Source organism: Arthrobacter sp. SDR-2R, from assembly GCF_057747955.1.
Genome location: NZ_CM173231.1, coordinates 2,060,918 through 2,073,908, shown reverse-complemented (window position 1 = coordinate 2,073,908; position 12,991 = coordinate 2,060,918). Strand labels below are relative to the sequence as shown.

Here is a 12,991-nt window from a genome sequence, read left to right as displayed (position 1 = left end):
GTGGATAACTGACGACCCTCAAGATTCCCCTTAGTAGGGCTCAAGATTTCGCTTCGAAGACCACAGGATTCACATAAGTAACACCAGAATCACTGGTTGCGCCAGTAACACTGGTGCTATGGTGAGCGCGTTATTTATCGAAATAGCACTATCAGGTGCCTTCCTGGGGGAAATCACCTGAGCAGTATCCAAAGAGGCGCTTGGGGGAGCGCCGCATTGTCTCCGGAGCACATATGAAGCGGAACCTGTCTCAGTCCCGTCGCCCAATCATGATGTCCCTTGGGGCCGGCTTATTAGCTGCCTCCTTGCTGACCGGCCCTGGCCTGATCGGAGCAGCTTCCGCTTTGGAGCCCAGTCCCACACCAACGCCTGCCCCGTCCCAAACTGCCACTACGCTGCCACAGGCGACGCCGGCACCAACAACCACAGCGTCGCCGCAGCCTTCCATCGCAGCCAGTTCGCCGACGTCGGCTGCTCCCCAGTCAATGGCCCAGGCCATCGGCCCCGGCGGGGCGGAAATGGGGCAGAGGTCCAAGAGAGTGACCTCTGCTTCCCCGTCGCCCACCGCCCAGAAGCTCAGCGCCGAATCGCTCGCAACAGAGGGCACATGGATGCCCTCCTTTGGGATACAGGGGCTTGACGTCAGTGGACACCAAACCAGCGTCGACTGGCAGCAGCAGTGGAACATGGGTGCCCGGTTCGCGTATGTGAAAGCCTCTGAAGGCAATTACTTCACGAATGATCTGTTTGGCTCACAGTACCAAGGCGCACGAAGCGTGGGGATGCTCCGGGGCGCATACCACTTCGCGATCCCCAACTGGTCTTCCGGCGCCGATCAGGCGCGCTATTTCGTGAACAACGGTGGTGGATGGTCCGGCGACGGCTATACGATGCCGCCGGTTCTCGACTTCGAGTTCAACCCCTACGAGGGTCGGACGATCAACGGCTTCTACTTTGGCAACACCTGCTATGGCATGTCCCAGGCGCAACTGACATCCTGGGTCCAGGACTTCGGAAACACGATGAGGTCCCTCACCGGCAGACTGCCGATGATCTATACGAATACAAATTGGTGGAACCAGTGCCTGGGCAATCCCACCGGTTTTGGGGACTATCCCTTGTGGGTTGCGGCCTACCCGTACTCGGCAACCAACGATGCGGGCGCCATTCCGACAGGGAGTTGGGACACCTACAGCATCTGGCAGTACAGCAGCACCGGGCCGTTTGCTGGGGACTCCAACGTTTGGAACGGGGACTATGCGGGACTCAAGGCATTCGCTGGGACCGCTATTCCGCTTGCAGCAAGTCAGGGTATTAGTGACGTCAGAGCCCGCACGCCGGAGCTGGGGGCCCAGACATCGGCAATAGTTTGTGGTCTGCGCGACGGCGGCTGCTACCAGAACTATCAAAATGGCGCTGTGATCTGGTCGCCTGCCAGCGGAGCACAGCCAAGCCCTACGGGCCCTATCCGTGGCGTCTGGCAAGCATCCGGTTTCGAAAACGGAATACTGGGCTACCCAACGTCTGCTGTCGTATGCGGCCTGAAGAATGGCGGTTGCTTTCAGGACTTCCAGAACGGGGCGATCATCTGGACATCGGGCACTGGCGCTCAAATCAGCGTGAGAGGCCCCATCCGAACGGCATGGGCAAACTCGGGATTTGAAAACGGACCCATGGGTTATCCACTGGGAGGCCAGGTATGTGGCCTTTCCGCTCAAGGTTGCTACCAGAATTTCCAGTCGGGTGCGATCTTGTGGTCGCCCGGCACCGGAGCCAACCTCAGCCTGAACGGTCCCATTCGAACGGCTTGGCAGAAGACCGGATTCGAGGCGGGACCCCTGGGATATCCCGCCAGCGACACGCTTTGCGGGCTGCGGGACGGCGGCTGTTTCCAGCGCTTTCAAACAGGGAGCATCGCCAGCTCCACCGCCACCGGAACGCACATCGTTTGGGGCGACATGGAGTCGGCTTGGCGCACTTCCGGGCGGGAAGCTGGACCGCTCGGGTATGCCACTCAGGATGAATCCTGCGGACTGAAAAACGGGGGGTGCCGGCAACTGTTCGAAAAGGGTGCCACCGTCTGGTCACCCTCCACTGGAGCCCAATTGAGCCCCAACGGACCTATCCGCACGTTGTGGCTTCAGCAAGGGGGTGAGAGCGGTCTGATGGGATATCCCACCGCACCTCAAACATGCGGGCTCGTGAACGGCGGCTGCTTCCAGGAATTCGAAGGCGGGGCCATTATTTGGTCAGCGACCTCCGGTGCGCAGCTGAGCAAGGCTGGTCCCATCAGAAATGAATGGGCTCGAACCGGCTTTGAGAACGGTGCCATGGGCTACCCCACCGCAACCGAAGTTTGCGGGCTACCCGACGGAGGCTGCTCGCAGGATTTCCAGAACGGCTCACTTACGTGGACTTCCGGCAGAGGCGTCTTGCAGGTCATGTCCCCAATTTTTGCCTCATGGAAAGCTCAGGGGCGCGAGTCCGGAGTACTTGGCTACCCCAGCGCAACCCAAGTCTGCGGGCTTGTCGGAGGAGGCTGCTACCAGAACTTCCAGAATGGCGCCGTTCTCTGGTCGGCGGCCACGGGCGCCCAGCCGAGCCCTGCAGGGCCCATCCGCACACTCTGGGCTGCGACAGGATACGAAAACGGTTCTCTCGGATACCCCACCAGTAACCAGGTCTGCGGCCTGAAAGACGGTGGTTGCTACCAGAACTACCAAAACGGGGCTATTCTCTGGTCTCCCGCCACGGGCGCGCAGATAAGCCCCAACGGACCCATCAGATCCAAGTGGGGCTCCATGGGCTACGAGCTCAGCGAGTTGGGATACCCTACGGGCGGTGTGGTCTGCGGCATCAGGGACGGAGGCTGCTACCAGAATTTCCAAGGCGGAGCGATGCTGTGGTCGCAGGCAACGGGGGCTCAACCCAGCAGTGGAGCGATTCGTGCAAAATACGCCAGCCTTGGCTACGAGAACAGCTTCCTCGGCTATCCCATCGCAGCAACTTCCTGCACCTTGGCCAACGGAGGCTGCTTCCAGAACTACCAGGGCGGGTCCATCACCTGGAGCCCCACAACTGGGGCCAGCGCAAGCACAGTGCGTCGGTAACCGCTGTGGCTCCTGCTGCGGGCAGCAGGAGCCACAGCGGTTGAGCTCTTGGATTCAGAACAGAAAAGGGTTGAAGCAGCCGCTTCAACCCTTTTCTGTTTGTAGAAATCTACTTTTCGGCGAGGAGCTCGAGCAGGTATGAGCCGTAACCGCTCTTGACGAGGGGTTCGGCCCTTTCGCGGAGTTCATCGTCGGTCAGGAACCCCAGCCGCCACGAGATCTCTTCGGGCGCTCCAATCTTCAAGCCTTGCCGGTTCTCCACCGTCCGAATGAAATTGGACGCATCGTTTAGGTCGTTGAAGGTCCCGGTGTCGAGCCAAGCAGTTCCCCGGGGCAGGATCTCGACCTGCAGCTTACCGGCGTCCAGATAGACGCGGTTCACGTCGGTGATCTCGAGTTCACCGCGGGCGGACGGCTTGAGGTTCTTGGCGATGTCAACAACATCGTTGTCATAGAAATAGAGCCCTGGAACTGCGTAGTGGCTCTTGGGTGCCGCGGGCTTCTCTTCCAGGGACAAAGCCTTGCCATCGTCATCGAATTCCACCACCCCGTAAGCAGACGGATCCTTGACCCAGTATCCGAAGACTGCTCCCCCGTCGATGGTCTTGAACCTGCGCAGCTGAGTGCCCATGCCCTGGCCATAGAAGATGTTGTCACCCAGGACCAGAGCAACGCTGTCATCACCGATATGGTCCGCACCGAGCACAAATGCCTGGGCCAGTCCGTCAGGAGAAGGCTGCTGCTTGTAGGTGATGGAGACGCCGAACCGGGACCCATCCCCCAATAAGCGTTCAAACTGCTCCGCGTCGTGGGGAGTGGTAATGATGAGGATGTCCCGGATCCCAGCCAGGATCAGCGTGGACAGCGGGTAGTAGATCATCGGCTTGTCGTAGACCGGTACCAATTGCTTGCTGACACCCAGCGTGATGGGATGAAGCCTGGAGCCGGTTCCGCCGGCCAGTATTATTCCGCGCATGTCCCCATCTTTCCCTTCGCTAGGAGCAGCAGCAAATCCGGTAGTCTAGGGAATTATGCAGCGACTTCTCGTAACCGGCGGAGCCGGCTTTATTGGCTCGAACTTTGTCCACTACGTTTTGGAAAACACCGACGACCACGTAACGGTTCTGGACAAGCTGACCTACGCAGGTAACCTCGAGTCGTTGAAGGGCCTTCCGGAGGAACGTTTCACCTTCGTCCGGGGGGATATCGCGGACGCAGCCCTTGTAGATGGTCTTGTTGCCGATTCCGACGTCGTTGTTCACTACGCTGCCGAGTCGCACAACGACAACTCGTTGCACGACCCACGCCCTTTCCTGGACACCAACATCATCGGCACCTATACGCTCATTGAGGCAGCGCGCAAGCACAACAAACGCTTCCACCACATCTCCACGGACGAAGTTTACGGAGACCTGGAGCTGGATGACCCGGAGCGTTTCACCGAACAAACGCCTTACAACCCCTCAAGCCCGTACTCGTCAACCAAGGCCGGTTCCGATCTGCTGGTACGGGCATGGGTACGCTCCTTCGGCCTGCAGGCCACCATCAGCAACTGTTCCAATAACTATGGTCCGTACCAGCACGTGGAGAAGTTCATCCCCCGGCAGATCACCAATGTCATCGACGGCATTCGCCCCAAGCTCTACGGTAAGGGCGAGAACGTCAGGGACTGGATCCACGCCAACGACCATTCCTCCGCTGTGCTTGCAATCATCGCCGGGGGAAAGATTGGCGAGACCTATCTGATCGGCGCGGACGGCGAGAAGAACAACAAAGACGTCGTAGAGCTGATCCTCAAGCACATGGGACAGGCCCCGGATGCCTACGACCATGTGGTCGACCGGCCAGGTCACGACCTCCGCTACGCCATCGATTCCACCAAGTTGCGCGACGAACTCGGGTGGAAACCTCAGTTCTCCAACTTCGACGAGGGCATCGAAGACACAATCGCCTGGTACCGGGATAACGAAGACTGGTGGCGCCCGCAGAAGGCTGCCACCGAAGCAAAATACAAGGAACAGGGCCAGTAATCCATGTCGCTGGAGTTCTCGAAGAAGCTTGCTGCCCACCAAACCCCCATTCCCGGCGTCGTTCTCTACGACCTCCCGGTCCACGGCGACAACCGGGGATGGTTCAAGGAGAACTGGCAGCGGGAAAAGATGCTTGCTCTCGGGCTGCCTGACTTCCGGCCCGTGCAGAACAACATCTCCTACAACGAAAAGGCCGGAACCACCCGTGGGATCCATGCCGAGCCGTGGGACAAATTCATTTCGGTGGCCACCGGCCGCATCTTCGGGGCGTGGGTTGATCTTCGGGAGGGCCCCTCGTTCGGTGCGGTCTTCACGGCTGAACTCGACCCGAGCCAGGCAATCTTCATCCCCCGCGGAGTCGGCAATGCGTTCCAGACGCTGGAGGACAATACCGCCTACACGTACTTGGTGAACGACCACTGGTCCGCGGACGCTCAAGGTCAATACACCTTCCTTAACCTCGCCGATGAGACGGCTGCGATCCAGTGGCCGATTCCGCTCACCCAGGCGGAACTCTCTGACAAGGACAAAGCGCACCCGCGGATGGCCGACGTGGTCCCGATGGCAGCCAAGAAGATCCTTGTGGTAGGTGCCGGGGGGCAGCTGGGCAAGGCACTTCGTGCCCAGTACGACGGCGATACCTCGGTTGAGTTTGCAGGCCGCGCTGAGTTCGATCTCACCAACGCGAACAGTTTCAAAAGCAGGAACTGGAAGAACTACTCGACGATTATCAACGTCGCCGCCTACACTGCTGTCGACGCGGCGGAAAGCGCAGATGGGCGGGCCTCCGCCTGGTCCATCAACGTCGCGGCCGTAGCGCAACTGGCGCGCACCGCCGTCGAGAATGATCTCACTTTGGTCCATATTTCCTCGGACTATGTCTTTGACGGTAGCCGCGATATCCACGACGAGGACGAGCTCTGCTCTCCCTTGGGCGTTTATGGGCAGACAAAGGCCGCCGGAGACGCGGTAGTCAGCGTGGTTCCCCGCCACTACATTGTGCGGACCAGTTGGGTTATTGGAGAAGGAAATAACTTCGTCCGCACCATGGCCAGCCTGGCGCGAAAAGGGGTCAAGCCTTCCGTCGTGAATGACCAGACAGGCCGCCTGAGCTTCACCCAGGACATTGCGGCTTTCATTCGACATTTGCTGGAGTCGGATGCAACCTATGGTTTGTATAACTTCAGCAATGACGGGCCCGTCAGGAGCTGGGCGGATATTGCGCGGGATGTGTTCGAGCAGTGCGGGGCATCCGGCAGTGACGTCACTGGCATCACCACTGCCGAATATTTCAAGGACAAGGCAGCGGCCCCGCGGCCACTTTCCAGCACGCTCGACTTGGCAAAGACGCGCTCTACGGGTTTCGACATACCTGATGCCGACGAGCGGCTGGCAGCCTATCTGAAGTTGGAAAACGATAAGGCATGAGACCTGTAGATCAGACGCAGCACACCCTTGTGATCATGCCGGCCTGGAACGAATCGGAGGCCATCGGCAACACGATTCGTGAGGTCTTCGAGTTTGGCCCGGATTGCGATGTCCTGGTAGTTGACGACGGTTCACGGGACGACACGGCACAGGTAGCCCGTGATGCAGGCGCGCTGGTTGTGCAGCTACCGTTCAACATGGGCGTTGGCGGTGCCATGAGAACCGGGTTCAAATTCGCAAAGATGCACGGCTACACCCAGGTCATCCAAGTGGATTCGGATGGCCAGCACGATCCCCGGGATATAAAAGCCGTCCTCGATGGGCTCCAGGAAGCAGACATCGTCATCGGTGCCCGCTTCGCCGATAAGGGCAATTACACAGTCCGCGGGCCCCGTAAGTGGGCCATGAACGTCCTGGCGTGGACGATATCGAGGGTCGCAGGAACCCGGCTCACGGATGTCACGTCAGGGTTCCGCGCTGCGAACACAAAGGCCATCCGGCAATACGTTGACCACTACCCTGCGGAGTACCTCGGGGATACCATTGATTCCCTGGTTGTTGCGATCCGGTCCGGGTGCACCGTGCGCCAGGTTGGAGTGTCAATGCGGGAGCGGCAGGGCGGGACGCCGAGCCACGACCCATTGAAGGCAGCCATCTACCTCGGCCGGTCAGCTTTTGCCCTCCTCTTCGCTTTGACGCGCAAGAAAAACGTACCGTCATCCAACTAGGAGTTCACATGGCCACGCTTGTTGGCTTCATCTTTGTGCTGGTCATTCTGCTCATTATCTTCGAGATGCTCCGCCGGCGTCATCTGAGGGAAAAGTACGCAGTCCTCTGGATCATCATCGGTGTTGGAATGCTGGTCCTTGTTGCGTTCCCACAGCTACTTTTCTGGGCCAGCGGCGTGCTCGGCGTTCAAGTGCCTTCAAACCTCCTTTTCGCGATGGCATTGCTTTTGCTCGTCCTGGTCTGCCTTCATCTGTCTTTCGAGCAGTCCCAGGCTGAGGACGAGATCCGTGTCCTGGCCGAAGAAGTAGGAATTCTGCGGCTCAAAGTACAGGAACTGGAAAAAGGCCAAACACGCGATCAATCTGTACCGGGCAACGAGGTGCCAAGCGCGGGAAGGCCGCCCGAAACCACTGCTTAAACTATTCAGGTGGCTGCCGGTCAATGCCTGCAGCCACCTGAATTATTTAAGTCTCCTAAGAGATAACGTGTTTCAACAGCCGGGGCAGGGAATCGGTCTTCCCAATCGCCAGGGAACGCGCGACCAGGGTAGCGGCGTTCAGACGCGACGTCGTATGGAAAGCAGCCGCGCGAGCTGTCCTCTGCCAGCCGAGTTCGCGGAATCGGCGCGCCTGGCCCTCGAAGAAGGCCCGCTCCTCATCGAAGCGCCTCCCATCCAGAGCCTTAACTGATGAGTCTGAGGCTGAATGACGGCGATAAAGGAATGCCAAGGTTGGATCAACCACCATAGATCCGTTTTCAGCAGCAATATCCAGCAATAGTGCGAGGTCCTGGACGACGTGCAGCCCCTCGGTGAAACCGATGCGGCGAATCACGTCCGTGCGCCAAGCAAGGGACGGGAAGTAAGCCCAGTCTGCCCGCATAAGGCTGGTTGCCATTCTTTCGCCCTGCAGGAGGACCGGTTCCTTGACGCTCGGGGCATAGACCTTCTTGACGATGTCGACCAGAGGCGACGCGACTCGGCCCTTCTCGTCGATCACCTGGACCCCTGGCTGCACCACGCTGGCTTGTGGGTAGGCTTCGAAAGCCTTTGATACTACTGCCAGATAGTTCGGCAGCATGATGTCATCAGCGCCCATGACGACGACGATGGGGGCTTCAGCCAGGTCCAGGGCCTTGCGGTAGTTTCCGTTGGCACCCAGGTTCTTTTCGTTCTTTTGGTAGCTCACCCGAGGGTCGGAGATGGATTCGAACCAGCGCTGAGGTTCCGGGCTTGGAAACCCATCATCCACCACGATGAGCCGCCAGTCTTCGAACTGCTGGCTCATGACGCTCTGGGCAGCGAGTTTCATCAGGTCGACGTCCCCATAGTAGGGAAGCAATACATCAATGGCCATGTGCCAGGTAGATCCTTTTCTTGTCTTCCAGCGGATGCCCGCCAGCGGTTAGTCCGAACGTGAGCCAGATGGTCGTTTGAGGAGTGCTAGTCCGTGCCTTCAGCGGTCACAGTTCCTGCACGAGCAGGAACTTATCCGGGCTCATGCCTGAAAATCCATACCTTATAGAGCCAAAAGTTCCAAGATGTGGTCAGTACAGTCGCGAACGCCTTGCCTATTCCGTAGGAAATTCCCCAGGCGTCGAAGCCGTTCACGATGACATCTATTGCCACGATGTTGAAAACCACCAGGGCCAGATACTTGAGCAGGCTCACATGGCTCCGGTTTCTGGCACGGAACGTAAAGGAGCGCTGGAGGGCGAAGTTGAACACCAAGCTGGCGACAAAAGCGATGGGCGTGGCAATCCAGAGGTCCACTCCGAAGACTTCATGCATGAGGGCCAGTAGAGCAAGATCTACTGCGAAGGAAGCGCCTCCAACGAGCAGGAACTTGATCAGGTGGCTGCGCTCAACGATCCCTGAGATCCGGGAAGCGAGTTTCTGTGCTCGATGCTTCACTGATCGCGCACTGTCTGTTGTCTGCAAGCCACTCCCAGTTCCGTATACCCCCGCAGGTTGCAGTCGGGCTCAAGCCATCATACCGGGTGGCTGTCCATGGGGTGCTACCGGCAAAGAGGTCGAGGCGGCATTCGCGCCGACGGCTTCGACCGGTTCCATGACGTTATACTTGCGTTGCCGTTGCATACGTGGCGCCCTCGCCGGGGGCGCGGGGGTTAATTCGGCGCTTCAGAAATTTGGGGAGCAACAACACATCATTCTGCGGCATCGAGCCATAGCCGGTGATTTCACCTTTGGACCCCTTGGTCTGGGCGCCAGCCGCGATCTATGGGCGGCAGGGATCCCATGCAAGTCGGTCGAAATTGTCTGTGCAGCGTCGCGCCCGGGTTATGGCACAGGTAACAGCAGTCGTTAGGCAAGAAGGAAGAGCAGAATGTCACCCCAGATGTCGTCCAGACTTCAAAGCATCAGCTTGCATGCCTGGCGTTGGGTGTCAGCTTCCGACCGAATGGCGCGAATGGCCGTCATCGCTGTATATGCATTCCTGGTGATCACCGGCGCTACGACCTCTTCAATTGGAGTGGCAGAACTCCGACAAGATCCCTCCCACCCCGAGGGATACCAAATAGGGTCAAGTTCCGTCATCCGCTCGGACGAGTTCAACGCGTTTTCTCCTATAGCGATTTCGATCATGGCTACGGGTGCAGCGCCAACGACAAGCTACCTTGCGGCCCCCGCCGATGTTGTTCACAGGTACCCATCTGGCGGCTTCTTTGAAACATTCGTCTACTTTGATTCCACAATGCTTCGGGCGGCGGCGATACTTCCAGACGAGATGGTCTTCGCAGCCCATTGGTGGCTTCCTGCCGTCGCGCTCTTCCTCTTTCTCCCTAAATGGTTCGAACAGGTTGGATCGTCCCGCAATATGGGCTGGTTGGCAGCGTTCCTGATAGCGCTCTCCCCCGCCGCATCCTGGTGGACGATGATGCCTATTCAGCTCATTGCCTACACGGTTGCGGGCTCGAGTTTGCTTCTCTCCGCCTACTGCGGCTTCAAATCTAAACGGTCAGCTCTACCGCTTTTGCAGTCGGTTGTCGGCGGAATCCTCCTTGCCGGCATCCCTAGTTTCTACATTCCTTGGTCACTCGTTCTCGGTTTGCCCGTTCTTGCCGCAAGTGCTCTCTGGATCCTGTCCCGGAAGGACGGGTGGCTGCCAAAATTAAAAGCCGTTGGCTTCACCGCTGGTGTCGCACTGATCTTCGGCGTCGGCACGCTGCTGGAAAATGAAAAGGGCATCAATGGGCTGCTGAACACCGTCTATCCGGGTTCGAGACGGTCGACCGGTGAAGCCCAGCCATTCGGATTTCTTTTCGGCGCGCCAGCTCTCGGCGAACTCAAGGATGCAGTGCCTCTTGGCAGTAACCAGAGCGAGATGTCAACGGCCTTCACAGTGACGTTCGTCTGGGCTGTCGTGATATGGCTCGGCATCTCTGCCATGGGCAGGTGGCGCGACAATGTCGTGGCCCTGGTGCTTGCCTTCTCGGGTGGTTTATGGCTCTTATGGTGCTCTTTCAACTTCGGGCCCATGGGCGCGAAGATTCCCCTGCTGAACTACGTGCAGCCTGCCAGGGCAGCACAGGTTTGCGGAATCTTGGGGGCGCTGTTAGTCGGTGTGCTACTGTCCCGACTGCCGGACAATCGTCGCTGGCGCCTCTCGATAGCTTCGGCTCTGGCAACAGGATTGGTGACAGCGTATGCAGGATCCGAGCTTCAACTTTCTTACCTTCCTACCATGTCGAGGAAAGAAGTTCTGCTTGCCGCTGCTGGCGTCGCCGTCGTGGTCTTCATTGTGACCAGCTTTCCCAAGTCCGCCTTTTCTGTGGGTATTGCAGCAGCCCTGATGGCGATCCCTGTTTTTGGATCGAATCCCCTGATATTTGGGCTGGGTGACCTGCGTGCATCGACAACGGCTAAATATTTCTACTCTGAAGGCAAAGTAAGCCGCGCGGCAGGTTCGCTTTGGGCTTCTGACCGGCCCTCGGTCGACACGTTGCTGCTCGCTAACGGCGTACCGTCACTTACGGGAGTTCAACGTTCCGGCCCGGACGCTAGCAAGTGGACCGTCTTGGACCCCGAACAGCGCTTTGCCAACGACTGGAACAGAGGTGGCGGCTTTATCCAGTTCTTCTGGACGCCAGGGGCACCGCCGGCGTTTTCAAATAACGGTACGGACAGAACAATCGTCCACATCGATCCATGCGACCTCAAGGAGTCGTTTCCCTCCCTCACCCACATCACTGCGTCGCAAGAACTTTCCGGGTCCTGCTTGAGCCTGGAAAAGGAGCTGACATGGTCGGGACAAGAAACCCTTATCTACAAAGTTTCGTAGACAAGGCGAATGATCCACTTCTCACAGTTTCACCCTAGGGTTGAGATGACAGAGCCTACTCAGTCGCAGAGAGGATCAGCCTGTCCCACCGTTGTCCAGCCTTCACAGATAGGCCGAGAAACCTGCCTCGCTGAAGATGCCGGCCAGTCTTTGCATAGCTAGGCTGCCGGCGCCCACATACTCCACTAAACGTTCATACTTTTATGTTCGAGGGCTGTGTCGCGTTCTGTAGGGCTCAATTCATCCAACAAAGTGCCCGGAAGTTCCTTACGTGCGGATTTGACGAGGCCTTGATATGCCCCGCGGACTACGCTTCGAATCCACAACTTCTTGTCTTCCGCGTGCGGCCCCTGGAGCAATGCGGCGCCGACATAACCCAGAATCTCAAATGCCTTTCGTTGGATGCTCATTTGGGGATCTGTCCGGATCAGCCAAAGCTTGTTTCGAAGGAAGTAGAACAGACGCCAGCCCATGTCTTTTGACCCTGACTTGCTGAGGGGATGCTTGATCCTGCTCTCCCGCACCATCACAGCCGGGGCTATACGAGACAAGCGAAAGGTGTACTCGGTGTCGTCAACCCAGATGAAATAATCCCTTTGCGGCAGGTGGGTTTGGCGGGCGACGTCAAGATTTACCAAAACGCCTACGAAAGTCGCTGCATCGATTGCGATCGCACCTTTGAGGTTCGCACTCACCTGGCGGCTGATGTCGTTGCTGAATACAGGCGGGTTCCCAGTGTTGATGGTGTTTCCACCCAGCGTGACCATAGATGCCAGGAAGGAGTAGGGCTCAGAAGCGCTTCCTGCAAGCTCGATCAGCGGTTCCAAGGCGTCCAGCTCCGGCTCGGCGTCATCGTCCATCAACCAGGCATACTCGTGTCCGTGCGCAATCGCCAACTCAACGCCCCACGCAAAGCCACCTGCTCCACCGACGTTGGAGCCCGTGTCAAAGAGTTTCACCTTTGGAAACAATTCCTTCACCAGTTCAGGAGCGCCGTCGGTGGACGAGTTGTCGATCACAATGATTTCGTCGAGTGCTCGTGTCTGCCCCTCGAGGGCAGCAAGACATTTTTCGAGGAGGTCTTTCCTGTTGTATGAGACGACCACAGCAGCAACGGTCATTGGACTTCCTGTCGAAAGGTGAAGATGAACCCATCAACCATAGCCCATCCGCCTCGGTAAGCTCCTGGGTCGGGACCCGCTGGCTTCCCACGCTTCTGATCGCGGAGAACGTATACAGCAGAGGCTCCTGCTGCCCCGGCAAGGATGGTGTATCGGACAGGCAGACACCAGCAACGCCTCTTCGTGCAGGAACCCGGCCTGGCCTCTACCGTCGAAGACCCGCAGACGGAGTCTCGTCAGGAATACGGGTAAACTCTTATAGACCTCACGTA

Annotated in this window: 11 protein-coding genes; 6 read left to right on the top strand and 5 right to left on the bottom strand. The window is 58.3% G+C overall.

Features of this window, described 5'->3' with window-relative positions; translation table 11 throughout:
• Positions 1 to 250: 250 nt before the first annotated feature.
• A complete protein-coding gene (locus tag AC3ANU_RS09625) occupies positions 251 to 607 on the bottom strand; it encodes a hypothetical protein (protein WP_488315895.1) in 357 nt (118 codons plus the stop codon).
• A gap of 4 nt (positions 608 to 611) precedes the next feature.
• Between AC3ANU_RS09625 and AC3ANU_RS09620 the strand changes: the two genes are divergently transcribed.
• Positions 612 to 3,110, top strand: a complete 2,499-nt coding sequence (locus AC3ANU_RS09620; protein ID WP_488315894.1) for a GH25 family lysozyme — start codon at positions 612 to 614, stop codon at positions 3,108 to 3,110.
• Positions 3,111 to 3,219: 109 nt separating this feature from the next.
• Here AC3ANU_RS09620 and rfbA read toward each other — a convergent pair whose 3' ends face one another.
• Positions 3,220 to 4,086 carry a glucose-1-phosphate thymidylyltransferase RfbA gene (rfbA, locus tag AC3ANU_RS09615; RefSeq protein WP_018768481.1) on the bottom strand — a complete coding sequence of 289 codons (867 nt, stop codon included), beginning with the start codon at positions 4,084 to 4,086 and terminating at the stop codon, positions 3,220 to 3,222.
• 55 nt (positions 4,087 to 4,141) lie between these two features.
• On the opposite strand from rfbA, the gene rfbB reads away from it, so the two are divergent.
• Genes rfbB through AC3ANU_RS09595 form a run of 4 tightly spaced genes read left to right on the top strand, consistent with a single transcriptional unit; the run spans position 4,142 to position 7,715 of the window.
• Positions 4,142 to 5,140, top strand: coding sequence for a dTDP-glucose 4,6-dehydratase (gene rfbB / locus AC3ANU_RS09610; RefSeq protein ID WP_134163811.1), 999 nt, complete (start codon positions 4,142 to 4,144; stop codon positions 5,138 to 5,140).
• A gap of 3 nt (positions 5,141 to 5,143) precedes the next feature.
• Complete coding sequence (locus tag AC3ANU_RS09605) at positions 5,144 to 6,568, top strand: bifunctional dTDP-4-dehydrorhamnose 3,5-epimerase family protein/NAD(P)-dependent oxidoreductase (RefSeq protein ID WP_268003297.1); 1,425 nt, start codon at positions 5,144 to 5,146, stop codon at positions 6,566 to 6,568.
• Positions 6,565 to 7,296 (top strand): glycosyltransferase family 2 protein, encoded by a 732-nt coding sequence (locus tag AC3ANU_RS09600; RefSeq protein ID WP_144599918.1) that lies wholly within the window; start codon positions 6,565 to 6,567, stop codon positions 7,294 to 7,296. The genes AC3ANU_RS09605 and AC3ANU_RS09600 overlap by 4 nt, the downstream gene beginning before the upstream one ends.
• An 8-nt stretch (positions 7,297 to 7,304) precedes the next feature.
• Entirely contained in the window at positions 7,305 to 7,715 is a 411-nt protein-coding gene (locus AC3ANU_RS09595) for a DUF2304 domain-containing protein (RefSeq protein WP_142072158.1), read from the top strand.
• Between the two features lie 55 nt (positions 7,716 to 7,770).
• On the opposite strand, the gene AC3ANU_RS09590 is transcribed toward AC3ANU_RS09595, so the two are convergent.
• Entirely contained in the window at positions 7,771 to 8,652 is an 882-nt protein-coding gene (locus AC3ANU_RS09590) for a glycosyltransferase family 2 protein (protein ID WP_018768486.1), read from the bottom strand.
• A 131-nt stretch (positions 8,653 to 8,783) separates the two neighbouring features.
• Positions 8,784 to 9,209, bottom strand: a complete 426-nt coding sequence (locus AC3ANU_RS09585; protein ID WP_268003298.1) for a GtrA family protein — start codon at positions 9,207 to 9,209, stop codon at positions 8,784 to 8,786.
• A gap of 517 nt (positions 9,210 to 9,726) precedes the next feature.
• Here AC3ANU_RS09585 and AC3ANU_RS09580 point away from each other — a divergent pair.
• Complete coding sequence (locus AC3ANU_RS09580; protein ID WP_488315893.1) at positions 9,727 to 11,598, top strand: DUF7657 domain-containing protein; 1,872 nt, start codon at positions 9,727 to 9,729, stop codon at positions 11,596 to 11,598.
• 185 nt (positions 11,599 to 11,783) lie between these two features.
• Here AC3ANU_RS09580 and AC3ANU_RS09575 read toward each other — a convergent pair whose 3' ends face one another.
• Positions 11,784 to 12,719, bottom strand: coding sequence for a glycosyltransferase family 2 protein (locus AC3ANU_RS09575; RefSeq protein WP_268003301.1), 936 nt, complete (start codon positions 12,717 to 12,719; stop codon positions 11,784 to 11,786).
• Positions 12,720 to 12,991: the final 272 nt, after the last annotated feature.